Source organism: Telluria aromaticivorans, from assembly GCF_013003915.1.
GTDB classification, from domain to species: Bacteria; Pseudomonadota; Gammaproteobacteria; order Burkholderiales; family Burkholderiaceae_D; genus Telluria; species Telluria aromaticivorans.
Genome location: NZ_JABAIV010000001.1, coordinates 386294 through 409866, shown reverse-complemented (window position 1 = coordinate 409866; position 23573 = coordinate 386294). Strand labels below are relative to the sequence as shown.

20 protein-coding genes are annotated in these 23573 nt (G+C 64.7%); 16 read left to right on the top strand and 4 right to left on the bottom strand.

Annotated features, from left to right (window positions below):
* Positions 1 to 4 precede the first annotated feature (4 nt).
* The 10 genes from rseP (at position 5) to HGB41_RS01845 (ending at position 10587) form a co-directional block, all read left to right on the top strand.
* On the top strand, positions 5 to 1345 hold the full coding sequence (gene rseP, locus HGB41_RS01890) for an RIP metalloprotease RseP (RefSeq protein ID WP_171080531.1): 1341 nt from the start codon (positions 5 to 7) through the stop codon (positions 1343 to 1345).
* A 105-nt stretch (positions 1346 to 1450) separates the two neighbouring features.
* Positions 1451 to 3787, top strand: a complete 2337-nt coding sequence (bamA, locus tag HGB41_RS01885; protein WP_171080529.1) for an outer membrane protein assembly factor BamA — start codon at positions 1451 to 1453, stop codon at positions 3785 to 3787.
* A 34-nt stretch (positions 3788 to 3821) separates the two neighbouring features.
* Positions 3822 to 4346 carry an OmpH/Skp family outer membrane protein gene (locus HGB41_RS01880; RefSeq protein WP_171080522.1) on the top strand — a complete coding sequence of 175 codons (525 nt, stop codon included), beginning with the start codon at positions 3822 to 3824 and terminating at the stop codon, positions 4344 to 4346.
* 54 nt (positions 4347 to 4400) lie between these two features.
* Positions 4401 to 5450 (top strand): UDP-3-O-(3-hydroxymyristoyl)glucosamine N-acyltransferase, encoded by a 1050-nt coding sequence (gene lpxD / locus HGB41_RS01875; protein WP_171080520.1) that lies wholly within the window; start codon positions 4401 to 4403, stop codon positions 5448 to 5450.
* Positions 5447 to 5941: a 3-hydroxyacyl-ACP dehydratase FabZ gene (fabZ, locus tag HGB41_RS01870; protein ID WP_229422664.1), complete on the top strand. Its 495-nt coding sequence runs from the start codon at positions 5447 to 5449 to the stop codon at positions 5939 to 5941. The genes lpxD and fabZ overlap by 4 nt, the downstream gene beginning before the upstream one ends.
* Position 5942: 1 nt before the next feature.
* On the top strand, positions 5943 to 6731 hold the full coding sequence (lpxA, locus tag HGB41_RS01865) for an acyl-ACP--UDP-N-acetylglucosamine O-acyltransferase (RefSeq protein WP_171080518.1): 789 nt from the start codon (positions 5943 to 5945) through the stop codon (positions 6729 to 6731).
* Positions 6715 to 7890, top strand: a complete 1176-nt coding sequence (lpxB, locus tag HGB41_RS01860; RefSeq protein ID WP_171080516.1) for a lipid-A-disaccharide synthase — start codon at positions 6715 to 6717, stop codon at positions 7888 to 7890. The genes lpxA and lpxB overlap by 17 nt, the downstream gene beginning before the upstream one ends.
* A complete protein-coding gene (gene rnhB, locus HGB41_RS01855) occupies positions 7887 to 8534 on the top strand; it encodes a ribonuclease HII (RefSeq protein ID WP_171080514.1) in 648 nt (215 codons plus the stop codon). The genes lpxB and rnhB overlap by 4 nt, the downstream gene beginning before the upstream one ends.
* The gene (locus HGB41_RS01850) at positions 8531 to 9316 is read left to right on the top strand and encodes a TrmH family RNA methyltransferase (protein WP_171080511.1); all 786 of its coding nucleotides are present in this window, start codon (positions 8531 to 8533) and stop codon (positions 9314 to 9316) included. Before rnhB ends, HGB41_RS01850 begins: the two co-directional genes overlap by 4 nt.
* Positions 9317 to 9390: 74 nt before the next feature.
* Entirely contained in the window at positions 9391 to 10587 is a 1197-nt protein-coding gene (locus HGB41_RS01845; RefSeq protein WP_171080509.1) for an EAL domain-containing response regulator, read from the top strand.
* Positions 10588 to 11004: 417 nt separating this feature from the next.
* Here HGB41_RS01845 and HGB41_RS01840 read toward each other — a convergent pair whose 3' ends face one another.
* From HGB41_RS01840 to ppsR, 3 genes are all read right to left on the bottom strand, one after another.
* Positions 11005 to 13062, bottom strand: coding sequence for a putative bifunctional diguanylate cyclase/phosphodiesterase (locus tag HGB41_RS01840; protein ID WP_171080507.1), 2058 nt, complete (start codon positions 13060 to 13062; stop codon positions 11005 to 11007).
* On the bottom strand, positions 13059 to 13598 hold the full coding sequence (locus tag HGB41_RS01835) for a heme NO-binding domain-containing protein (protein ID WP_171080506.1): 540 nt from the start codon (positions 13596 to 13598) through the stop codon (positions 13059 to 13061). The genes HGB41_RS01840 and HGB41_RS01835 overlap by 4 nt, the downstream gene beginning before the upstream one ends.
* A gap of 142 nt (positions 13599 to 13740) precedes the next feature.
* Positions 13741 to 14601: a posphoenolpyruvate synthetase regulatory kinase/phosphorylase PpsR gene (ppsR, locus tag HGB41_RS01830; protein ID WP_171080504.1), complete on the bottom strand. Its 861-nt coding sequence runs from the start codon at positions 14599 to 14601 to the stop codon at positions 13741 to 13743.
* A gap of 179 nt (positions 14602 to 14780) precedes the next feature.
* Here ppsR and ppsA point away from each other — a divergent pair, with 179 nt between their 5' ends.
* From ppsA to HGB41_RS01810, 4 genes are all read left to right on the top strand, one after another.
* Positions 14781 to 17243: a phosphoenolpyruvate synthase gene (gene ppsA / locus HGB41_RS01825; RefSeq protein WP_212760792.1), complete on the top strand. Its 2463-nt coding sequence runs from the start codon at positions 14781 to 14783 to the stop codon at positions 17241 to 17243.
* A gap of 279 nt (positions 17244 to 17522) precedes the next feature.
* Entirely contained in the window at positions 17523 to 17945 is a 423-nt protein-coding gene (locus HGB41_RS01820) for an NfeD family protein (RefSeq protein WP_171080502.1), read from the top strand.
* A 58-nt stretch (positions 17946 to 18003) separates the two neighbouring features.
* On the top strand, positions 18004 to 18924 hold the full coding sequence (locus tag HGB41_RS01815; RefSeq protein ID WP_171080499.1) for an SPFH domain-containing protein: 921 nt from the start codon (positions 18004 to 18006) through the stop codon (positions 18922 to 18924).
* Positions 18924 to 19730 (top strand): SDR family oxidoreductase, encoded by an 807-nt coding sequence (locus HGB41_RS01810; RefSeq protein ID WP_171081883.1) that lies wholly within the window; start codon positions 18924 to 18926, stop codon positions 19728 to 19730. Before HGB41_RS01815 ends, HGB41_RS01810 begins: the two co-directional genes overlap by 1 nt.
* Before the next feature lie 207 nt (positions 19731 to 19937).
* On the opposite strand, the gene HGB41_RS01805 is transcribed toward HGB41_RS01810, so the two are convergent.
* Positions 19938 to 22103, bottom strand: coding sequence for a TonB-dependent receptor (locus HGB41_RS01805; protein WP_171080497.1), 2166 nt, complete (start codon positions 22101 to 22103; stop codon positions 19938 to 19940).
* A 108-nt stretch (positions 22104 to 22211) separates the two neighbouring features.
* On the opposite strand from HGB41_RS01805, the gene HGB41_RS01800 reads away from it, so the two are divergent.
* Entirely contained in the window at positions 22212 to 23390 is a 1179-nt protein-coding gene (locus HGB41_RS01800; RefSeq protein WP_171080495.1) for a PepSY-associated TM helix domain-containing protein, read from the top strand.
* Positions 23387 to 23569, top strand: coding sequence for a hypothetical protein (locus HGB41_RS01795; protein WP_171080493.1), 183 nt, complete (start codon positions 23387 to 23389; stop codon positions 23567 to 23569). The genes HGB41_RS01800 and HGB41_RS01795 overlap by 4 nt, the downstream gene beginning before the upstream one ends.
* Positions 23570 to 23573 lie beyond the last annotated feature (4 nt).

Genomic DNA, 23573 nt, shown 5'->3' with positions numbered 1-23573 from the left:
GGATATGGGCATGATTTATACGGTGCTGGCCTTCGTGCTGGCTCTCGGCCCGCTGATTGTGCTGCATGAGCTGGGCCATTACGCGGTTGCACGCATGTGCAATGTGAAGGTGCTGCGCTTTTCGGTCGGCATGGGCCGCGTGGTCTGGTCGCGCCGCTTCGGCCCGGACCAGACCGAGTGGGCCATCTCGCTGCTGCCGCTGGGCGGCTACGTCAAGATGCTCGACAGCCGCGACCCCGAAACGGCCCCGAAAGACGAGTCGGAACTGCACCGCGAATTTACCCGCCAGAACGTCTGGCGCCGCATCGCCATCGTGGCGGCCGGCCCGCTCGCCAACTTCCTGGTCGCCATCGTCCTGATGGCCGCGCTGTTCATGCACGGCGTCGAAGAGCCGTCGGCGCGCCTGCGCGCAGCCCCGCACGGCACGGCGGCCCAGCTGGCGGGCGTGCGCGGCGGCGATACCGTGGTTACCGTCAACGGCAATCCGGTCGCATCCTGGAGCGAATTGCGCTGGCAGCTGGTGCATGCCACCGTCGACAAGGGCGACGCCCGCCTCGAGCTGCGCGCCCAGGGCGGTGGCAGCTACCATGCCGTCATCCCGGCAGCGAGCATCGCCAGGCTGGACGCCGAGGGCGACGTCATGAAAGCACTCGGCCTGGACCTGTGGCGCGCACGGGCGCGGATCGAGAAAGTCATGCCGGGCGGGGCAGGGGAGCGCGCCGGCCTGCAGCCGGGCGACCTGATCGTGCGTGCCGATGGCAAGCCCGTCGTCGACGGCCTGGCCTTCACCGACATGATGCGCGCCTCTGCTTCCCGCACGGTCGCGCTCGAGGTCGAGCGGGGCGGGCGCATCGTGCCGGTCACGGTCACCCCGGAGCTTGACAAGGCCAGCGGCCGTGGCGTGGCCAAGGTGCTGTTGTCGCAGCCGGTCGAGATGACGACCGTCAGTTCCGGTCCCGTCGATGCGGTGATCAAGGGCGCCCTGCGCACCTGGGAAACCAGCGCGATGACCCTGAAAATGATCGGCCGGATGATTACCGGCGAAGCCTCGTGGAAGAATGTCACCGGCCCGATCACGATTGCCGACTATGCGGGACAGACCGCGCGGGTTGGTCTCGCCACTTATTTACAGTTCATTGCATTTATTAGTATTAGCTTAGGCGTAATGAATTTGTTACCAATTCCGGTTCTGGATGGTGGCCATTTACTGTATTATTCGCTGGAAGTTTTGACCGGGCGCCCCCTGCCTGCGCGAGTGGGAGAATTCGCACAACGCTTCGGGGTTGGCCTGCTGTTCATGCTGATGGCGCTCGCCGTCTTCAATGACCTGGTGCGGTTGCTTTAGCGCTTGCTTAGCAGTTTCCCCCTTGGTAGAAGCGCGCACCGGCAAAGCCGGGCGAGATGCCCAGAATTTGTAATGTTGTCCAATGACCGACCACAGAATTAGCCAATGAATTCACAACCTGATCGTTTTGCCCTGCCGTTCATCCGCCGCAGCATGATTGGCGCAGCCGTATTGGCTCTCTGCGCCGGCAACGCACTTGCCGTCAACCCGTTCGTGGTGAAGGACATCCGGGTCGAGGGTATCCAGCGTACGGAAGCGGGCACCGTGTTCAGCTACCTGCCGGTGCGCGTGGGCGAGACCTTCGACGACGACAAGGCCAGCACTGCCATCAAGGCGCTGTACGCGACCGGCTTCTTCAAGGACATCCGCCTGGAAGAAGAAAACGGCGTGCTGGTGGTGCTGGTCGAAGAACGTCCGGCCATCTCGTCGGTGGATTTCACCGGCACCAAGGAATTCGAAAAGGACATGCTGGTCAAGGCCCTGCGCGAAATCGGCGTGGGCGAGACCAAGATCTTCGACAAGGCCTCGGTCGACCGCGCCGAGCAGGAACTCAAGCGCCAGTACCTGTCGCATGGCCTGTACGGCGTGAAGATCACGACCACCGTCACCCCGATCGAACGCAACCGCGTGACGATCATGTTCAACGTGGACGAGGGCGACGTCGCCAAGATCAAGGGCATCACCTTCGTCGGCAACAAGGCCTTCTCGGACAAGCAGCTGACCGAACTGCTGCAGCTGTCGAAGTCGGGCTGGCTGACCTGGTACTCGAAGGCCGACCAGTATTCGAAACAGAAGCTGACCGGCGACCTGGAGAACATCAAGTCGTTCTACCTGAACCGCGGCTATCTCGAGGCGGCGGTCGAGTCGACCCAGGTCTCGATCACCCCGGACAAGCGCGATATCTACCTGACCATCAACGTCACCGAAGGCGAGCAGTACACCGTCTCCGGCGTCAAGCTCGAAGGCGAGATGTTCGGACGCGAGGAAGAGCTCAAGCAGCTGATCCTGCTCCAGCCGGGCAAGACCTATTCGGGCGAAGCCATGGAGGCGACCAACAAGCTGATCTCCGACCGCCTCGGCACCTTCGGCTACGCCTTCGCGAACGTCACCGGCAACCCGGAGATCAACCGCGACAAGCGCGAAGTGGCCTTCACCTTCTTCGTCGATCCGGGCAAGCGCGCCTACGTGCGCCACATGAACATCTCGGGCAACACCGTGACCCGCGACGAAGTCATCCGCCGCGAATTCCGCCAGTTCGAGAGCTCGTGGTACGACGCCAACCGCGTCAAACTTTCGCGCGACCGCGTCGACCGTCTCGGCTACTTCAAGGAAGTCAAGATCGAGACCCCTGAGTCGCCGGGCACCTCCGACCAGGTCGACGTCAACGTCGTGGTCGAGGAAAAACCGACCGGTAACTTCATGATCGGCGGCGCGTTCTCGCAGTCGGAGAAGTTCACCTTCACCGCCTCGATTTCGCAAGCGAACTTCGCAGGCAGCGGCAACACGATCGGCCTGGAACTCAATACCAGCAAGTACAACCGCACGATCGCGTTCTCGCAGACCAATCCGTATTTCACGGACGACGGCATCTCGCGCGCCTTCCAGCTCTACCTGCGCACCTCGCGTCCGCCGGCGATCAACCTGGGCCTGTACACCGTGCGCCAGACCGGCGGCACCATGACCTTCGGCGTGCCGTTCTCGGAATCGGATACCGTCTACTTCGGCGCCGGCCTGGAACGCACCCAGATCGAGACCGACCAGACCTCGCCGCAGATCTACCAGACCTTCGTGGCGCAGAACGGCGGCCCGGCCAACGGTATCGGCAAGGCCGAGACCAACGCCATCCCGCTGACCGCGGCATGGGGCCGCGACACCCGCGACAGCGCGGTGACGCCGACCCGCGGCCGCTTCCAGCGCGCCAACCTCGAGATCGACGCCCTGGGCGATTCGAAGTACTACCGCATGGTGTACGAGCACCAGTACTGGCGCCCGGTCACCCGCTGGATGACGCTCGCGCTGCGCGGAGAACTCGATTACGGCAAGGGCATAGGCGGCAGCAACTACCCGGTCTTCAAGAACTTCTACGCCGGCGGCATCGGTTCGGTGCGCGGCTACGAAAGTTCGTCGCTGGGCGTGGTCGACCCGTTCTACTACGACGCCGTGGGCGGCTCCAAGCGCCTGATCGTGAACGCGGAACTGCAGTTCCCGTTCCCTGGCAGCGGCGCCGACCGCAGCCTGCGCTGGTTCACTTTCGTCGACGGCGGCCAGGTGTGGCAGGAGCAGTCCAAGATTCGCCTCGACCAGATGCGCTACTCGGCAGGTATCGGCCTTTCCTGGATTTCGCCGGTGGGCCCGCTCAAGTTGAGTTATGCTAAGCCTTTGAACGCGTTGACGGGCGACCGCCTCGAGCGCTTCCAGTTCCAGATGGGTACCGGCTTCTGACCGGGGCCCATTGGCTTCAAACGATTTGCGGAGAATGATCTTGAAAACGCTGATAGCCTCGTTGCCCCGTACGCTGCTGCTGGCCGCGCTGTGCGCGGCGCCCCTGGGCGCGGCCCAGGCCCAGCAGGGCCCGAGCCGGATCGGGTACGTGGCCACCGAGCGCCTGATGACCGAGTCCAAGATGGCCAAGACCGCCGATGCGCGCATCCAGGCCGAGTTCCTCAAGCGCCAGAAGGCGGTCGAGGAAACGGTGGTGAAGCTCAAGCAGATGTCCGAGCGCTTCGACGGCGACGCCTCCGGCCTGAACGACGTCGAGCGCACCCGCCGTGCGCGCGAGCTGTTCAATATGGAGAAGGACGTGCAGCGCATGCAGCGCGAGTTCACCGAAGACCTCATGCAGCGCAAGAACGAAGAGCGCGCAACCATTGCGACCAGGGCCTTCAAGATCATCGAGCAGGTCGCCGAGCAGGAAAAGCTCGACGCCGTGCTGGCCGAAGCCGCATGGTCGAGCCCACGCATCGACATCACCGACAAGGTCCTGAAGCTGCTGGACAGGTAAGCCGGCGGACAAGCAAGGACAAGTAACACATTGACTGACACCCGACATACCAATATGGGCATTCGACTGGCAGACCTGGTCGAGCGCTTCGGCGGACAGCTGGTGGGCGACCCTGAACTCGAGGTGACGGCCATCGCGCCGCTCGACAGCGCCGGCGCCACCCACATCAGCTTCCTCAGCAACAGCAAGCTGCGCGCGCTGGCCGCGCAAAGCGGCGCCGCCGCGCTGATCCTGTCGCCGCTGGACGATCCGGCAGTGGCCGCGACCTTCGAGGGCGCGCGCATCGTCACCACCAATCCCTACGCCTACTTCGCCCGCACCGCGCAGTATTTCGAATCGCTGGCGAACACGCCGCCGAGCCCGGGCATCCACCCGAGCGCCGCGGTGGCGACCGACGCCATGGTCGACCCGACCGCCCACGTCGGCCCGCACGCCACTATCGAAGCCGGCGCCATCGTCGGCGCGCATGCCGTGATCGGCGCCGGCTGCTTCGTCGGCGCCGATGCGCGCATCGGCGAGGGCACGCAGCTGTTCGCGAACGTCACCTTCCACGCCCGCTGCAGCATCGGCGCGCGCGGCATCATCCATTCGGGCGCCGTGATCGGCACCGACGGCTTCGGCTTCGCGGTCGAGGCCGGGGTGTACATCAAGATCCCGCAGACCGGCCGCGTGGTGATCGGCGACGACGTCGACATCGGCGCCAACACCACGATCGACCGCGGTGCGCTGGCCGACACCGTCATCGAAGACGGCGTGAAACTCGACAACCAGATCCAGATCGGCCACAACTGCCGCATCGGCGCCCACACGGCCATGGCCGGCTGCGTCGGCGTGGCGGGCAGCGCGAAGATCGGCAAGCACTGCACCTTCGGCGGCGCCGCGATGGTGCTGGGCCACCTCGAGATCGCGGACAATGTCCACATCTCGTCGGGCAGCATGGTCTCGCGCTCGGTGCTCGAGCCGGGCCAGTACACGGGGTTTTATCCGCTGGCCAAGAACGCCGAATGGGAACGCAGCGCGGCCATCGTGCGCAATCTCGGTTCGATGCGAGAGAAACTCCGCGCCCTTGAAAAAACAATTAAAACACTGACAGAGCAAAAATGAGCAACGACCTGAAAACCCTCGATATCACCCAGATCAAGGAATACCTGCCGCACCGCTACCCGATGCTGCTGGTCGACCGCGTGCTGGACGTGGAACTGGGCAAGCGCATCACCGCGATCAAGAACGTCACCGCCAACGAAGAATTCTTCAACGGCCACTTCCCGCACAAGCCGGTCATGCCGGGCGTCCTGATGATCGAAGCGATGGCGCAGACCGCCGCGATCCTGTCGTTCATGACCATGGACGTCAAGCCGGACGAGAACTCGGTGGTCTATTTCGTCGGTATCGACAACGCGCGCTTCAAGCGTCCGGTGGAGCCGGGCGACCAGCTGAAAATGGAAGTCGAGATCCTGCGCGTCTCGCGCGGCATCTGGAAGTACAAGGCCGTCGCCACCGTGGACGGCAAGGTCGCGGTCGAGGGTGAGCTGATGTGCACCATCCGCGGGGCCGCCGAGGCGACCATGAAGGGTCCGGAAGCAGCGGGGCAGTAAGATGAGCAAGATTCACCCGAGCGCGATCGTCGACCCCAAGGCGGAGCTGGACAGCTCGGTCGAGGTCGGCCCGTATTCGATCATCGGCCCCCACGTGCGCATCGACGCAGGCACCGTCGTGGGCCCGCACGTGGTCATCGAAGGCCACACGACGATCGGCAAGGACAACAAGTTCTTCCAGTTCGGATCCATCGGCGCCGCGCCGCAGGACAAGAAGTGGAAGGGCGAACCGACCCGCCTGGAAATCGGCGACGGCAATACCATCCGCGAGTTCGTCACCTTCAACCTGGGCACCACCCAGGACGAAGGCGTGACCCGGCTGGGCAATGACAACTGGATCTCGGCCTACGTCCACCTGGCGCACGACTGCCAGGTCGGCAGCCACACGATCTTCTCGAATAATGCGCAACTGGCGGGCCACGTGCACGTGGGCGACCACGCCATCCTGTCGGGCTATGCCGGCGTGCACCAGTTCTGCAAGATCGGCGCGCATGCCTTCATCGGCATGTACACCAGCCTGACCCAGGACGTGCCGCCTTTCGTACTGGTCTCGGGCAACCCGGCCGGCCAGCGCGGCGTGAACATCGAAGGCCTGAAGCGCCGCGGTTTTTCGCGCGAGAAGATCGACGGCATCCGCGCGGCCTACAAGCTGCTGTACCGGTCCGGCCTGACGCTGGAAGAAGCCAAGGCAGCGCTCCTGGAGCAGGAAACGCTGCTCCCGGCCGCTGCCATCGAGATCCGCGCGCTGCGCGACTTCCTCGGCACCGCCACCCGTGGCATCGTCCGCTGAGGCCCAGTTGAAAGACATTTCGCTGGCCCTGGTCGCCGGCGAAGTATCCGGAGACATGCTTGCAGCGCGCCTGATGGCGGGCCTGCGCCCGCACCTGCCGGGCGCCCGCTTCCACGGCATCGGCGGACCGCGCATGATGGAGCAGGGGCTGGTCTCAAGCGTCCCCATGGATACACTGACGGTACGTGGCCTGTTCGAGATCATCCCGCGCTACCGGGAAATCAAGGGCATCCAGAACCGCCTGCGCGACCGCCTGCTGCTTGATCCGCCCGCCGCCTTCATCGGCGCCGACTACCCTGGCTTCAACCTCGGGCTGGAAGAGCAACTGCGGGCCGGCGGCATCCCGACCATCCACTTCGTCAGCCCGCAGATCTGGGCCTGGCGCGGCGGGCGTATCAAGAAGATCAAGCGCGCAGTCTCGCACATGCTGGTGATCTTCCCGTTCGAGGAGGCGATCTACCGCGCCGCGGGCGTGCCGGTGACCTATATCGGCCATCCGCTGGCGGAGATGATCCCGCTGGTGCCAGACGTAGCAGCTAGCCGCGTTGCGCTCGGCATTGCGCTTGACGCGCGCGTGGTGACGCTGATGCCGGGCAGCCGGATGGGCGAGCTGAAATACCTGGCCGAGCCCTTCGTCGCTGCAGCCAGGCTGCTGGCGGCGCGCGACCCGAAGCTAGTGTTCATCGCGCCGATGGCGGGAGAGCGCCAGCGCGCCTACTGTACCGGGATCGTCAACGCCGCCGGACTTGCGGACGTGCCGGTCAGGCTGGTCGACGGCGATTCGCATGCCTGCATCGCCGCCGCCGACGCGGTACTGGTCGCATCCGGTACGGCCACGCTGGAAGTCGCGCTGTTCAAGAAGCCGATGGTGATTGCGTACAAGGTCATGCGCGCTTCCTGGGAAATCATGCGGCACATGGGCTACCAGCCGTGGATTGGCTTGCCGAACATACTGGCGCGGGAATTCGTCGTTCCGGAGTATCTTCAGCATGCGGCCACGCCGCAGGCGCTGGCCGACGCCGTCTGGCGCCAGCTGGATGACCCGAGCGGGCGCGAGCAGCTGGCGCGGCGCTTTACCGACATGCACCACAGCCTGCTGCGCAACAGCGCAGAGGCGAGCGCGGAAGCAGTCCTCCGTGTGATCGGACGAAAGAAATGAGCAAGAAGCGTATCAATTTTTACCCCGGCCTGCCGCCCAGGTTGCGGCCGTTTACCGACCTGGACATCGTCTGTGGCGTAGACGAGGCCGGCCGTGGGCCGCTGGCGGGGCCGGTGTTCGCCGCCGCCGTCATCCTCGACCCGAAGCGGCCGATCGACGGCCTGCGCGATTCCAAGAAGCTGACCGAAGCGCGCCGCGACGAGCTGGCGCCTCTGATCAAGGAGCACGCGCTGGCCTGGGCCATCGCCGAATGCTCGTGCGAAGAGATCGACAGCCTCAACATCCTGCACGCGACCATGCTGGCGATGCGGCGCGCGGTGGAAGCGCTGCAGACCCTGCCGACCATCGCCCTGATCGACGGCAACCGCTGCCCGCCGATGGCGGTGCGCGCGCATGCCGTGGTCGAAGGCGACGACAAGGTGCACGCGATTTCGGCGGCCTCGATCCTGGCCAAGACTGCACGCGATGCGCTGCTGGTGCGGCTGCACGCGCAATACCCGCAATACTGCTTCGACCAGCACAAGGGCTACGGGACGGCGCTGCACCTCGAGCGCCTGCGCCTGCATGGGCCGTCGCCGGTGCACCGCCGCTCGTTCGGGCCGGTGCGCGAGTTGCTGCAGTCGGACCTGTTTGCCGTCGCATGAAAATCATCTCTTCCCGCGACAACGCGTTCTACAAAGAGCTCAAGGCGATCGCGACCAGCTCGCAGGCGCGGCGCAAGGCCGGCCGCAGCCTGCTCGACGGCGTTCACCTGTGCCAGAGCTGGCTGGACCTGCGCGGCGCGCCCGAGCACTGCGTGGTGTCGGAAGACGCGCTCGCCAATCCGGAAGTCGCCGCCATCGTCGCGCGCGTCGAGTCGCTGCAGGCCCACGTGACCGCGCTGCCGGACGCGTTGTTCGGCGCCATCAGCCAGGTCGAGAACGGCATCAATATCGTGTTCGTGGTCGAGTCGCCGGTCCCGTCCAGGGCGCCGGGGCTGGTGGAATCCGCAGTGCTGCTCGACGGCGTGCAGGACCCCGGCAATGTCGGTTCGATCCTGCGCAGCGCGGCGGCCAGCGGCATCGGGCAGGTGTACTGCAGCCCCGGCACGGCCTTCTGCTGGTCTCCCAAGGTGCTGCGCGCCGCGATGGGCGCGCACTTCGTGCTCGACATCTTCGAGAACATCGAGCTGGCGCCGCTGGTGCGCGACGCCTCCGTGCCGGTGCTGGCCACCAGCGGTTACGCGAGCGAGCGCCTGTATGCGCTCGACCTGCGCCGCCCGGTGGCCTGGGTGCTGGGCCATGAAGGGCAGGGCGTCTCGCAAGAACTGCTCGAGCTGGCGACGCACCGGGTCGCGGTGCCGCACGCCGGCAAGGTCGAGTCCCTGAACGTCGCGGCCTGCGCCGCGGTGTGTTTTTTCGAGCAGCTGCGCCAAAGGGAAGTCTGAATGCGGCATAGACGCCGGCTCGGCCTTCGGGGTAATCTGGCGACTGACAAGTCGAGCAGCAACGTGGAGTAAAGATGGACATCGCGCATTTGCATTTCCTGGTGGCGGAAGCCGACGCAGCCCAGCGCAGGACGCTGGTGGAGCTGCTTGGCCAATTGGGCGCGAGCCGCGTGACCGACGTGCCGGACGGGCACCTGGCGCTGCAGCGGCTCGAGGCCGGCTTCACGCCGCAAGTCAACGTCGCGATCGTCGACCTGGCGCTGCCGGGGATGGACGGCCTGGAGCTGATCCGCAACCTCGGCACGATGGGCGGCGGCGTGCGCCTGGTGGTGACGGGCGCCCAGCCATCGAGCCTGCTGTTCTCGGTCGAGACCCTGGCCCAGGCCTATGGCGTCGAGCTGCTCGGGTCGATCGCCAAGCCGGTGACGGCGGCCAAGCTCAAGCCGCTGCTCGACAACTACACGCCACTCGTGCGCACCGATGAACGGCCGGCCGGGCCCCGCTTCAGCTTCCAGGAAATCGGGATCGGCCTGCAGAAGCGCCAGTTCGAGCCTTTCTTCCAGCCGAAGATCGAGCTCGCGACCGGGCAGGTGAAGGGCCTGGAAGTCTTCGCGCGCTGGCGCCATCCGGAACACGGCGTGCTCGGGCCAGGCTCGTTCATCGACGCGCTGGAGCAGAACAACCGCGTCGACTTCCTCGACTGGAGCATGATCGAGACTGCGGCCGAGCACTGCCGCGCCTTCCAGGACCAGGGCATCCCGATCTCGATGTCGATCAACCTGGCGCCCGAGACCCTGGCCAACCCGTCGTTCGTGCGCCAGATTACCGCCTGCATCGGCCGCCACCGCATCCTGCCCGAATACCTCACCTTCGAGATGCCGGAGTCGTCGGCGCTGAACACCGACCCGCATTTCATCGAGCGCCTGGTGCGCCTGCGCATGATGGGCTTCGGCCTCGCGATCGACGACTACGGCACCGGCCGTTCCAACCTGCAGCTGCTGGCGCGCATCCCCTTCACCGAACTGAAGATCGACCGCAGCTTCGTCGACGGCGCCTCGAAACGCCGCCCCCTGGGCACAGTCCTGCGCTCCTGCCTCAGCCTCGCCCACAGCCTGGACCGCATGTCGGTCGCCGTTGGCGTCGAAACCCGCCAGGACTGGGACTTCCTCCAAAACCTCGGCTGCACCTACGCCCAGGGCTACCACATCGCCAACCCCATGGAAGCCGCTGCCTTCCCCGGCTGGCTCGAAGACTGGCGCCAGTTCTTCTAAGCCCCATTGGGGTCAGAGTTGATTTTCCGGGAAACTTCCAAAAATTTCCCATAATTCGACTCCGACCCTAATTGCAAAAAATATCTTGATCCGAAAATTAATTGGGGTCAGAGTCGAATTGTTTGACAACTTTCGAAAGTTGCTCGGTAATTCAACTCTGACCCTCATTGTTTTTTGCTGTTCGTTTTGCTTTTGGCGGCGATTATTTGCTGGGACTAATTGATCGAAATCCTAAATTGCCAGCCGGTCCGAAAAGCAGCTATTTCGGCCGCCAAAACAAAGAGGGTCAGAGTTGAATTACCGGGAAACTCTTAAATGTTTCCTGTAATTCGACTCTGACCCTAATTACCGGGCAATTGCTTTCAATTCGAGAGCGGATGGTCGGGTACATAAATTATAGAACCCGTGCAATCTTTCTCAATAATTCAACTCTGACCCCAATTGCTGGTGTTGCAGGATGGTGCCGCCGGCATTCTGGCGGCTCAGTGCTGCGACGACGGCTTCCACGTCCAATGGGCGGAAATAGAAATAGCCTTGGACGAAGTCGCTGCCCATTTCGCGCAGTATGTTGAGTTCGGCACTGGTTTCGACGCCTTCCGCCACCACGTCCAGGCCCATCGAGCGCGCCAGCATCACGACCACTTCGGCGATCTGGCGCTTGTCGCCGTGGGTGTCCATGGCGCTCACGAATGAGCGGTCGATCTTCAGCGTGTCGATCGGCAGGCGGCGCAGGTGACTCAGCGACGAGTAGCCGGTGCCGAAGTCGTCCAGGCTCAAACGCACACCGAGGGACTTGAGCTGCTTGAAGATCGCCAGCGCATGCTCGGGATCGGCCATCACCGCGCTCTCGGTCAGTTCCAGCTTCAGGCTGTCCGCCGCGATGCCGGTCTCGCCCAGCACGCGCGTGACCAGTTCCACCAGTCTGCCGTCGTTGAGCTGGACCGCCGAGACGTTGACGCTCATGCTCAGCACACTGGCGCTGGTCTGCTGCCATACGCTCAGCGCGCGGCAGGCCTCGCCCAGCACCCAGCCGCCGATCTCGCCGATCAAGCCGATTTCTTCGGCCACCGGGATGAATTCCACCGGCGAGATCATGCCCAGCACCGGATGGCGCCAGCGCAGCAGGGCCTCGAAGCCGCGGATTACGCCATCCTTGGGCGAAACGATCGGCTGGTATTGCAGGAACAGCTGGCCGTCGGGGAGGGCGAGCCGCAGTTCGGCTTCGAGCGTGAGCCGGCGCAGCGCGCCTTCCTGCATGGTCTGGTCGAACATCATCCAGCGGGCGCGCCCATTCTGCTTGGCGTGATACATCGCGATGTCGGCGTCGCGCAGCATCACCTGCACGTCGCTGTAGCCGCTGCTGCTCAGGGCGATGCCGATACTCGCGGTGACGTACACCTGCTGCAGCCCGACCTGCAGCGGCGCCGCCAGCGCCTGCAGCAGGCGTTCGGCCACGCGGATCGGCGTGGCGGCGCCGTTGATGTTATCGAGCAGGATGGTGAACTCGTCGCCGCCGAGGCGCGATACCACGTGGCCGTCTTCACCCTCGGGATCGCGCGAGATCAGGTCGTTCTGGCGCAGGCAGGCCGTCAGGCGCCGCGCCGTGGCGACGATCACCTGGTCACCGGCCTGGTGCCCGAGCCCGTCGTTGATGGCCTTGAAGCGGTCCAGGTCGACGAACAGCACCGCGAACTGGTAGGACGGGATGCGCTGCGAGCGCACCAGGAAGTGTTCGAGCCGATCGAGGAAGAGCTTGCGGTTGCCGAGCGCGGTGAGTGGGTCGTGCAGGGCGTCGTGCAGCAGGCGTTCCTGCGCGCGGCGCCGTTCGATCACGCGTCCCAGCTGGGTCCCGACCTGCGCCATCAGGCGCAGCATCGACTCGTCCGGCGCTTGCCGCTCGCGGCTGAAGAATTCGAGGATGGCGACCACCTCGTTCCCGATCACGACCGGGAAGGCGAACAGCGAGGACAGACCAAGCTGCGCCAGCAGCGGCATGCGCGGGAAGGCCGATTCGTCCGGTGCGCCGACATTGGCCCAGGCCGCGGCGGCAGTGACGAGCACCCGGCCAGGAAGGCCGACACCCTCGGAGAAGGCGATGTCTTCGCTCAAGGCACGCAGCTGCGCGAACTGGCCGGGGGCATCGTCGTGCCAGATGCGGGTCGAGTCGAGCGCTTCGCCGGCGGCATGCCCGCGCACCAGCAGCAGGTGGCCGAGCGGCCATTCTGTATAGCGGCATACCGCTTCGAGCGCGCGGCGCATGGCGTCTTCGACGCTGGCAGCCTCGTTGGCCGCCACCGCGATGTGCTCGAGCAGGGTGATTTCTTGCTGGCGCTGGAACAAATCGCGCAGGCCGCGTTCGGCGATGGCTTCGGCTTCGTGGCGCGCGGCGATTTCGCGCTTCAGGCGCCGTTGCAGGCGCGCGATCTCGGGGTCCGGCGTGGCGGCATCGCTCGCCGTGACAACGACAGGATTCACGGCTTGAAGCTGACGTGGAACACGCACTTGCCGGCGCCGTCATGCATGCACTCGGACTGGCGAATCTGCGCTTCTTCGTGATAGTGTTCGGCCGCCCCCTGCATGAAGCCCTCGGCCAGCGCGCACAGGCGGCGCGCCGAGTTGTAGCCAACAATAAGCGTCTCGCTGTCGCTGGTGTCGAAATCGAAGACCGGCGGCGTGGCGCCCGGATACAGCTTGCGCACTTCCGGATGAATCAGGCTGTTGAGGGTCAGGAGGAAACTGCGGGTAGACGCATGGGTGGCGAAGAAGCTCGGATAGCGCGCGTGCAGCAGCGGCATGGCGCGCCGCCCGAACCAGCGCAGCACGTCCTGCGGCGGGATGTTCAGGGCCTTCGAGGCCACCTCGACCAGGCGCACCACTTCGGCATCGTCATAGCTGCCGAGCGAGGTATAGGCGCCATCCAGGCCGGCGTCGTCGAGCAGCCGGTCCCAGGTTGCTTCGCCAAACTCCTTGCTGACTGCCTCTTCCAGCAGGTTGAATACGATGCCCTTCATGCTGTCTCCGACGTAAAATTTGCATCAATTCTACCTGCATAAAGACACATATATCCAATGGGAAACTATCTAACTGCCGGAATCGACGAAGCGGGCGTTAAGTTGTTGATAAATGGCAACGACATTGTCGCGCCGACCACACTTAGTATTCACGCCGGTCCGGTTTGATCTCTTGCAGGATCGTAGTGGCGATCTCCTCGATCGACTTGGTAGTGGAGGACAGCCAGCGCACGCCTTCGCGCCGCATCATCGCTTCCGCCTCGTTCACTTCGTAGCGGCAGTTCTCGATCGACGCGTACTTGCTACCGGCGCGCCGCTCGTTCCGGATTTGCGACAGGCGCTCCGGCGTGATCGTCAGCCCGAACAGTTTCGATTTGAACGGCGGCAGCCCCGATGGCAGCTTGCCGCGCTCGAAGTCGTCCGGGATCAGCGGATAGTTCGCCGCCTTCAGCCCGTACTGCATCGCCAGGTACAGGCTGGTCGGGGTCTTGCCCGAGCGCGAGACGCCGACCAGGATCACGTCGGCTTCGGCCAGGTTCTTGTGCGACTGACCGTCGTCATGGGCCAGCGAAAAGTTGATCGCTTCGATACGGTTCTTGTACTCCTCGGTGTCCACTGCATTGTGGATGCGCCCGATCGTGTGCGTCGACTTGACGCCCAGTTCCTGCTCCAGCGGCGAAACGAAGGTCTGGAACAGGTCCATGTGCATGCCCCGGGCGGCGCGGATCACGCTCGACAGGTCGTGCTTGACGAGCGTCGAGAACACGATCGGCCGCTGGCCATCGCGCTCGAAGCTGTCGTTGATGCGGCGCGCCGCCTCGTACGCCTTCTCGATCGAATCGATGAAGGGCAGGCGGATCTGGCGGAAGCGCATTTCGAACTGGCTCAGCACCGCGTGGCCGAAGGTCTCGGCCGTGATGCCGGTGCCGTCGGAGACGAAGAAGACGGTGCGGGCGGTGGGTGCGGCGGCAGGGGGAGGGGCGGGGCTGGTTTCGACGGTCATGGTGTCTTATTGCTAAGCTTCGGTGACATAGTTGCAGCGAATTCACCCCGTCACAGGGTAAAATGTTTGGCAACAGGAGCTGCATTGTGCTGCACGACGGCCAGAATAACAAGAACGCCCCGTCCCCGGCACTGCACCATTCCGCAAAGGTTTCTATCATCAAGTAAGGGTGTTTCACCATGACTAACCTGTCTGTAGCAGCACTGAAGGAGCCTGACCAGGGATCGAACAGCACGCGTACTTATGTCGCATCGTTCGAAACCCTGCGCATGACCGACGTCGAATCGGTCGGCGGCAAGAACGCCTCGCTGGGCGAGATGATCAGCCAGCTGGCCGGCGCCGGCGTGCGCGTTCCGGGCGGCTTCGCCACCACGGCCGATGCTTTCCGCGACTTCCTCGACCACAGCATCGACGGCGGCGCTTCGCTCGGCGACCGCATCGCCACCCGCCTCGAAGGCCTCGACATCGACGACGTGCGCTCGCTCGCCGCCGCCGGCGCCGAGATCCGCCAGTGGATCGTCGCCACCCCGTTCCAGCCACGCCTGGAGCAGGAAATTCGTACTTACTACGAGCGCCTGGTCGCCGATTCGGAAACCGAGATGTCGTTCGCGGTGCGCTCGTCGGCCACCGCGGAAGACCTGCCGGACGCTTCGTTCGCGGGCCAGCAGGAATCCTTCCTGAACGTGGTCGGCATCGACAACGTGCTGGAAGCGATGAAGCATGTCTTCGCCTCGCTCTACAACGACCGCGCCATCTCCTACCGCGTGCACAAGGGCTTCACCCACGCCGAAGTGGCGCTGTCGGCCGGCGTGCAGCGCATGGTCCGTTCTGACACCGGCGCTGCCGGCGTGATGTTCACCATCGATACCGAATCGGGCTTCAAGGACGTGGTCTTCATCACCTCGAGCTATGGCCTGGGCGAGACCGTGGTGCAGGGCGCCGTCAACCCGGACGAGTTCTACGTCCACAAGCCGATGCTCGCGCAGGGCAAGTCGCCGGTCATCCGCCGCAACATCGGCTCGAAGCTGATCAAGATGGAGTTCACCGCCGAGGCCAAGGCTGGCCGCTCGGTCAAGACCGTCGACGTGCCGATCGAAATGCGCAACCGCTATTCCCTGGTGGATTCCGAAGTGGTCGAGCTGGCGAAATACGCCGTCATCATCGAGAACCACTACGGCCGCCCGATGGACATCGAGTGGGGCAAGGACGGCCGCGACGGCAAGCTGTACATCCTGCAGGCGCGCCCGGAAACCGTGAAGTCGCAGCAAAAGGCGACCGATGCGCAGCAGCGATTCAGCCTGAAGGGCTCGGGCACCGTGCTCACTTCCGGCCGTGCGATCGGCCAGAAAATCGGCGCCGGTCCCGTGCGCGTGATCACCGACCCGTCCGAGATGGAACGCGTGCAGCCGGGCGACGTGCTGGTTGCCGACATGACCGACCCGAACTGGGAACCGGTCATGAAGCGCGCCGCCGCCATCGTCACCAACCGCGGCGGGCGTACCTGCCACGCGGCGATCATCGCGCGTGAACTCGGGGTGCCGGCAGTCGTCGGCTGCGGCGACGCCACCGAGGTGCTGAAGGACGGCACCTTCGTCACCGTGTCCTGCGCCGAAGGCGACGAAGGCCGCATCTACGACGGCCTGCTCGAAACCGAGATCACCGAAGTCTCGCGTGGCGAACTGCCGCCGATCAAGACCAAGATCATGCTCAACGTCGGCAACCCGCAGCTGGCCTTCGATTTCCAGTCGGTGCCGAACAACGGCGTCGGCCTCGCGCGCCTCGAGTTCATCATCAACAACAACATTGGCGTACACCCGAAGGCCATCCTCGAGTACCCGAACATCGATGCGGACCTGAAGAAGGCAGTGGAGTCGGTCGCTAGAGGCCACGCTTCGCCGCGCGCCTTCTACGTCGACAAGCTGGCAGAGGGCGTGGCCACCATCGCCGCGGCCTTCTGGCCGAAACCGGTGATCGTGCGCCTGTCCGACTTCAAGTCGAACGAGTACAAGAAGCTGATCGGCGGTTCGCGCTACGAGCCGGACGAAGAGAACCCGATGCTGGGCTTCCGCGGCGCCGCACGCTACCTGGCCGACGACTTCGCCGAAGCCTTCGAGATGGAATGCCTGGCCATGAAACGCGTGCGCGAAGAGATGGGCCTGACCAATGTCGAGCTGATGATCCCGTTCGTGCGCACCCTGGGCCAGGCCGAGAAGGTCATTGGGCTGCTAGCCAAGTATGGCCTGAAGCGCGGCGAAGGTGGAGGTGAAGGCGGCCTGCGCGTCATCATGATGTGCGAAGTGCCCTCCAACGCCATCCTGGCCGAGCAGTTCCTCGAGCACTTCGACGGCTTCTCGATCGGTTCCAACGACCTGACCCAGCTCACCCTGGGCCTGGACCGCGATTCCGGCATGGAGCTGCTGGCCAAGGACTTCGACGAACGCGACCCGGCGGTCAAGGCGATGCTGTCGCTGGCGATCAAGGCCTGCCGCGCCAAGGGCAAGTACATCGGTATCTGCGGCCAGGGGCCATCGGACCATCCTGACTTCGCGCAGTGGCTGGTGGACGAGGGCATCGAATCGATGTCGCTCAATCCTGACTCGGTGATCGATACCTGGAAGAAGCTGGCATCGCAGGGGAGCTGAGGGCAGTTGAACGCGTGGGCAGGAGAACCTGCCCACCCTATGATGCGGAGGGTGGGTGCGTTCGACCATGCTGTTGATCGGCGTGACATGCGGGCTTATGCGCCTGCGATAAACATCAAGGGAGATGCTCCCATCCCTGCATGGACCTGCTACACTGGCATCGATAACTTCCTTGCCGAAAGCACACAATAACCAAGCGCATCAACATATTCAACCCTCGCCGCCTATGCAGGCCGCGGGGGTTTTTTACTTTTTGAAACCTGAAATGGAGACGACACCATGACTGACTGGATGAGTTGGCTGGTAGCCGCAGGCATCCTCGTGGTCGCCGAGCTGTTCACCGGCACCTTTTACCTGCTGATGATCGCCATCGGCCTGGGCGCCGGCGCGCTCGCTGCCTTGTCGGGCGCGAGCGGGTCGACCCAGACCTTCGTCGCCGCCGTGGTCGGCCTGGCCGCCACCGCAATCCTGCACCGCAGCCGCTTCGGCCGCCCGGCGCGCAGCGAGGCTTCGCGCGACCGCAACGTCAATATCGACATCGGCCAGCGCGTCGTGGTTTCAAACTGGCAGGACGGCCGCGCGCGTGCGATGTACCGCGGCGCGCTGTGGGACATCGAACTCGGCCCGGGGGCGCAGCCGGAAGCGGGCGACTTCCGTATCGTCGAAGTGCTGGGCAGCCGCCTGATCGTGTCGAACGCGTAACAACCGGCGCATTCATAAGCCCGGCATCTAAATCACTATTCATCTATAAGGTTTGCTCATGGAACTTTCGTCCGGCGTCGTCGCCCTGGTGTTCTTTGTCATCGCACTGGTCTTTATCTTCAAGACGATCAATGTCGTGCCGCAGCAGCACGCGCTGGTGGTCGAGCGCCTCGGTAAATTCCATGCCGTGCTCGGGCCGGGTCTGAACATCGTGGTGCCCTTCATCGACCGCGTCGCCTACAAGCACAGCCTCAAGGAGATCCCGCTCGACGTGCCGCCGCAGGTCTGCATCACGCGCGACAATACCCAGCTCCAGGTGGACGGCATCCTCTACTTCCAGGTGACCGACGCGATGCGCGCGTCCTATGGCTCTTCGAACTACATCCAGGCCATCACCCAGCTGGCGCAGACCACGCTGCGTTCGGTGATTGGCAAGATGGAGCTCGACAAGACCTTCGAAGAGCGTGACCACATCAACACCACCATCGTCAACGCGATCGACGAGTCGGCCGCCAACTGGGGCGTCAAGGTGCTGCGCTACGAGATCAAGGACCTGACCCCGCCGGCCGAGATCCTGCATGCGATGCAGCGCCAGATCACGGCCGAGCGCGAGAAGCGCGCCCTGATCGCGGCTTCGGAAGGCCGGCGCCAGGAGCAGATTAATATCGCCAGCGGCGAGCGCGAAGCGTCGATCGCCCGCTCGGAAGGCGAACGCCAGGCATCGATCAACCGCGCCCAGGGCGAAGCCAGCGCCATCGTCGCCCTGGCCGAGGCCAGCGCCACCGCGCTGCGCCAGGTAGGCGCCGCCATCCGCGAACCGGGCGGGATGGATGCGGTCAACCTCCGCGTGGCCGAGCATTATGTCGACGCATTCGGCAACCTGGCCAAGACCAATAATTCGCTGATCGTCCCGGCGAATATGGGCGACATGAGCAGCGTCATCGCCAGCGCGCTGCAGATCGTGAAGTCGCAGAAATGATGAGGGTTGTGATCATCACCGGCGCTTCCGACGGTATCGGCGCCGAGATGGCGCGCCAGCTGGCGTCGAAAGAGGGCGCCGGCGTCGCGCTGGTGCTGGCGGCCCGCAACGCAGCCCAGCTGGATGCCGTGGCAGCCGAGTGCTCCGCATTCGGCGCGCAGGCGCTGGCGGTGCCGACCGACGTCTCGGTGCGCATCCAGTGCCGCCGCCTCGTCATCAGCGCCGTCGAGCGCTTCGGCCGCATCGACGTGCTGGTCAACAACGCCGGCCGCTCCGCGCACGCGCTGTTCGAGGAAGTCGAGGACCTCGACTGGTACGAGGAGCTGATGCGCGTGAATTTATGGGGCAGCGTCTGGTGCACCCAGGCTGCGCTCCCGCATATCAAGGCCACGCGCGGGAGCATCGTCGCGGTATCCTCGCTCGCGGGGCTGGTCGGCGTGCCGGGGCGCACCGCGTACAGCGCCACCAAGTTCGCGATGACCGGCTTCTTCGAAGCCTTGCGCGCGGAAATGAAGGGCGCAGGGGTGAGCGTCACGACAGCCTACCCGGGCGTGGTCGCAACGCAGATCCGCTATCGCGGCTTCAACGCCCAGGGCGAGCCGATGGGCACGAGTTCGCTGAAGGAAGAGGGCGCGATGAGCGTCGAAGAGTGCGCGCGTCTCATCATCGGGGGCATGAATGCGCGCAAGCGGGAAGTGGTGATGACGGCCAAGGGGAAGATTGGCCGCTTCCTCAAGTTGATTGCGCCGGGCTTGGTCGAGAAGATTGCGCTGGCGGCGCTGAAGCAGGACGTGCGGCCGAAGTAATAAGTTGTTAATTTTCGGCGGGGCGGAAAACTTGGATCCCGGCCTGCGCCGGGATGACGTGCTCTGGTGCGTAGCCGGAAACAAGCCCCGGCCAGCTACCTCAAGACCGTCGTCCCGGCGAAGGAGCAATCGATGCCACTGGCATTGATTGCCCCAATTTGACTTTCGCAGTGCAGCGCGATTCTCACCGCGCGGCGCCAGACAAGCTTAGAAATCCACCGTCGCCGACACCACCACACTGCGCGGCGCCCCCAGCACCAGGTAGCCAAACCCCGGATACCCACCAGCCGACGCCCAGTAGTTCTTGTCCGTGACATTATCGATGCGCGCACGCAGCGTCAGGTTACGGTCCATGAAGCGCGTCATGTAGTTCGCCCCAATATCCAGGCGCGACCACGACGGCAGCTTCTGGCTGTTGGCCGCATCCGCATACTGGCTCGAGGTGTACAGGCCGCGCGCATTCAGCGACAGGCCCTGCACGCCCGGCACGTCCCATTCGGCGCCGAGGTTGACCTGGGTGCCAGGCACGCCGATCGCATCCTTGCCTTCGTTCACGCCGCCGGCGTTCTTGCGTTGCTCGGCATCGAGCACGGTGAGGCCGCCCAGCAGGCGCAGGCCGCGCGCCGGGGTGCCGAACACGCTCAGTTCCAGCCCGCGGTTGCGCTGTTCGCCGAACACACCGAAGCGGCGGTCCTGGATGAAGGCGCTCGGCTGAGAGGTGGTGAACACCGCTGCGGTCATTCCCAGCTTGCCGCTGTCGACCTTGACGCCGACTTCCTTCTGGCGCGAGACGTAAGGCGCGAACACTTCGCCCACGTTGACGATGTCCGTTCCCGAGGCCACCGCGCCGCGCTGCAGCGCTTCGCTGTAGTTGGCATACACCGATACACCCTTGGCTGGCTTGAACACGATGCCCGCCACCGGCGTGACTTCGCTTTCCTCGTAGCGCGCATTCGGCGCGCCGCTGCCGTAGTCGTAGCCGTAGTCCTTGATCTTCTGGTGGCGCGCGCCGACCGTCACCAAGAGGCGTTCGTTCATGAAGCCCAGCGTATCCGCCACCGCGACGCTCGACAGGATGCTTTTTTGCGTCAGCAGCGGGTTGCTCAGCACGCCGCCGGTGAAGAAGGCGTTCGACGGCGCCGCCACGTCCACGGGACGGTAGATGTTCGAGGCAAAGCCCGAGAAATCGCTTATGGCGTAGGCATTCTTCGACTCCGAATGGAAGCCCGCCACCGACGCACTCAGCTTGTGGCTCACCGCGCCGGTCTGCAGGGCGTGGCGTACGCCGATCTCTCCGGTGCGGACCTTGTCTTCGCGGGTATTGTCGAAGCGGGTCATGGTGGCATTGCCGTTGGCTGCAGTGACGGTCGGCGACGAGATGATGTTCATTTCATCCCCGGAGCGCATGCCCAGCGCCGCCCAGGCGGTCGCGCCGCCCGGCAGGTCGAGCTCGCCGCGCAGGGTGCCGAAGGTATCGCGCTCGCCGGAGAAGGTCCACGGCTGCGCGAAGTTGCTGTCGCTATCGGGTGCGGCCACCATCGGCACGCCGAAGCCCAAAGTCACGCTCGGACGCGCGCCGCGCAGCTGGTGGTCCTGGTGGCCGACGTCGGCCGACAGGCGGTAGCCACGGCCGCGGTAATCCACGCCCACCGAATACAGGCTCAGTTCACGGCTTTCGCGGTCGACCGCAGTGTCGCCGTCGCGGCGCACCGCATTCACGCGCACGCCGAGGCGGCCTTCGTCGCCGAAACGGCGCGCGATGTCCGTCGCCACATAGCCCTGGCCGCCCGTTTCGACGCCCGCGGTCACCTGGGTCAGCGGCGCATTCGGTGCGCGCTTGGGCAGAAGGTTGATGGCGCCGCCGATACCGCCGCCGCCCGGCGCCGCGCCGTTCACGAAACTGTTCGCGCCGCGCAGCACTTCCACGCGCTCGAGCAGTTCCGAGGCCACGAACTGGCGCGGCAGCATGCCGTACAAGCCGTTATAGGCCAGGTCGTCCGAGTTCACGGCGAAGCCGCGGATCACGTACAGCTCCTGGTAGTTGCCGAAACCGCGCGCGACGCGCACCGACGGGTCGTTCTGCACCACGTCGGCCACGCTGCGCGCCTGCTGGTCCTGGATCAGGGCTTGGGTGTAGTTCATCGAATTGAAGGGCGTGTCCATGATGTCCACGTTGCCCAGCAGGCCGAGGCGACCGCCGCGCGCGACCTGGCCGCCGGCATAGCTTGATGGCAGGCCCTGGGCTGATGCGTCGGCCGAAGCGCTGATGACGACGGTGGCGACCGGCGCGACGGGAGCGGCTTCTTGCGCCCAGGCGCCAGTGGCGAGGAGGGACGCGGCGAGGGCGGTAGGGGTAAGGCGAAGCAGTTTCATCAGTAAAGCTCTTTTTCTTAATGAGAATAATTATCATTCTAGCCGTTTTGACTTGCTTCTGTAAATGAGAACGATTATTATTTGGAGGTCAACCTTATCCCGTCACCCATGTCCCCCACCAAGCTGCGCCGCTGGAGCTGGATCCACAAGTGGAGCAGCCTCGTTTGTACCGTCTTCATGCTGCTGCTGTGCCTGACCGGCCTGCCGCTGATCTACCACCACGAGATCGGCCACCTGCTCGGCACCGACGTCGAGGCGCCAGCCTTGCCGGCAGCGATGGCGGCCAATCCGCCGCGCGGCAATATCGACGCCGTGCTGGCCTCGGCCCAGGCGCTGTACCCCGCCAAAATACCGATGTACATGTCGCAGGAGGCGGACGAGCCGGCGATCTGGAACGTCACCCTGGGCGACCATCCGAACGACGAGCACTACAAGCCGATCGCGGTCGATGCCCGCACCACCCAGGTGATCACCGAACCGGCCTTCGAGGGCGGCGTCTTCATGTCCACCATGTTCCGCCTGCACGTGGACCTGTTCGCGGGCCTGTACGGCAAGCTGTTCCTGGGCTTCATGGGGCTGCTGCTGATCGTCGCCGTCGTCAGCGGGGTGGTGCTGTACGCGCCCTTCATGCGCAAGCTGGATTTTGGCAGCGTGCGCCAGGAGCGCAGCAAAGTCATCAAATGGCTCGACCTGCACAACCTGCTCGGCATCGTGACCCTGGTATGGGTGTTCGTGGTCGGCGCCACCGGCATGGTCAATACCTGGGCCGACCTGCTGCTCAAATACTGGCAGGCGACCGAAGTCGCCGAGATGCTCAAGCCTTACGAAGGGCAGCCGCCGGTCAAGCAGACGGCCTCGATCCACGACGCCATCCTGCGCGCGGAAGCGGCGGAACCCGGCATGAAAGTCGGCTTCGTGGCCTTCCCCGGCACGCCTTTCAGCAGCTCGCACCACTACGGCATCTTCATGCGCGGCGACGAGGCCTTCAGCTCGCGCCTGTACAAGCCGGTGCTGATCGATGCCGCTACCGGCGAGATCACCGACCGCCGCGAACTGCCCTGGTACCTGACCGCGCTTCTGCTGTCGCAGCCGCTGCACTTCGGCGACTACGGCGGCCAGCCCATGAAGCTGTTGTGGGCGCTGCTCGATATCGGGACCATGATCGTGCTGGGCAGTGGCTTGTACCTGTGGTTCAAGCGTGGCCGCGCCGCCAAGAAGACTGTCAAGGAAGCGCGCGCCGCTGCGCACGACGCTCCCGCACTGGCGCGCTCGACGGAGGCCTCATGATCCGGACCCCGAGCCAGATCTGGGGCGTGCCGGTACTGCTGGCCGTCCTCACCACCATCGGCCTGGTTTCTGCGCTGCTGGGCGATGGCGTATGGGACCTGGTCTCCGCCGTGGCACTCGGCGCGCCGGTCGCCGTCGGCGTCTGGTACAGCCTGCGCCGCGCACCCGCCAGGCGGTAAAGCC

Excerpts from the sequence above, each read along its gene's own strand:
- rseP (WP_171080531.1), top strand. The coding sequence starts at position 5 with ATGGGCATGATTTATACGGTGCTGGCCTTCGTGCTGGCTCTCGGCCCG.
- bamA (WP_171080529.1), top strand. The coding sequence starts at position 1,451 with ATGAATTCACAACCTGATCGTTTTGCCCTGCCGTTCATCCGCCGCAGC.
- HGB41_RS01880 (WP_171080522.1), top strand. The coding sequence starts at position 3,822 with ATGATCTTGAAAACGCTGATAGCCTCGTTGCCCCGTACGCTGCTGCTG.
- lpxD (WP_171080520.1), top strand. The coding sequence starts at position 4,401 with ATGGGCATTCGACTGGCAGACCTGGTCGAGCGCTTCGGCGGACAGCTG.
- fabZ (WP_229422664.1), top strand. The coding sequence starts at position 5,447 with ATGAGCAACGACCTGAAAACCCTCGATATCACCCAGATCAAGGAATAC.
- lpxA (WP_171080518.1), top strand. The coding sequence starts at position 5,943 with ATGAGCAAGATTCACCCGAGCGCGATCGTCGACCCCAAGGCGGAGCTG.
- rnhB (WP_171080514.1), top strand. The coding sequence starts at position 7,887 with ATGAGCAAGAAGCGTATCAATTTTTACCCCGGCCTGCCGCCCAGGTTG.
- HGB41_RS01850 (WP_171080511.1), top strand. The coding sequence starts at position 8,531 with ATGAAAATCATCTCTTCCCGCGACAACGCGTTCTACAAAGAGCTCAAG.
- HGB41_RS01845 (WP_171080509.1), top strand. The coding sequence starts at position 9,391 with ATGGACATCGCGCATTTGCATTTCCTGGTGGCGGAAGCCGACGCAGCC.
- HGB41_RS01835 (WP_171080506.1), bottom strand. The coding sequence starts at position 13,598 with ATGAAGGGCATCGTATTCAACCTGCTGGAAGAGGCAGTCAGCAAGGAG.
- ppsR (WP_171080504.1), bottom strand. The coding sequence starts at position 14,601 with ATGACCGTCGAAACCAGCCCCGCCCCTCCCCCTGCCGCCGCACCCACC.
- ppsA (WP_212760792.1), top strand. The coding sequence starts at position 14,781 with ATGACTAACCTGTCTGTAGCAGCACTGAAGGAGCCTGACCAGGGATCG.
- HGB41_RS01820 (WP_171080502.1), top strand. The coding sequence starts at position 17,523 with ATGACTGACTGGATGAGTTGGCTGGTAGCCGCAGGCATCCTCGTGGTC.
- HGB41_RS01815 (WP_171080499.1), top strand. The coding sequence starts at position 18,004 with ATGGAACTTTCGTCCGGCGTCGTCGCCCTGGTGTTCTTTGTCATCGCA.
- HGB41_RS01810 (WP_171081883.1), top strand. The coding sequence starts at position 18,924 with ATGAGGGTTGTGATCATCACCGGCGCTTCCGACGGTATCGGCGCCGAG.
- HGB41_RS01805 (WP_171080497.1), bottom strand. The coding sequence starts at position 22,103 with ATGAAACTGCTTCGCCTTACCCCTACCGCCCTCGCCGCGTCCCTCCTC.
- HGB41_RS01800 (WP_171080495.1), top strand. The coding sequence starts at position 22,212 with ATGTCCCCCACCAAGCTGCGCCGCTGGAGCTGGATCCACAAGTGGAGC.
- HGB41_RS01795 (WP_171080493.1), top strand. The coding sequence starts at position 23,387 with ATGATCCGGACCCCGAGCCAGATCTGGGGCGTGCCGGTACTGCTGGCC.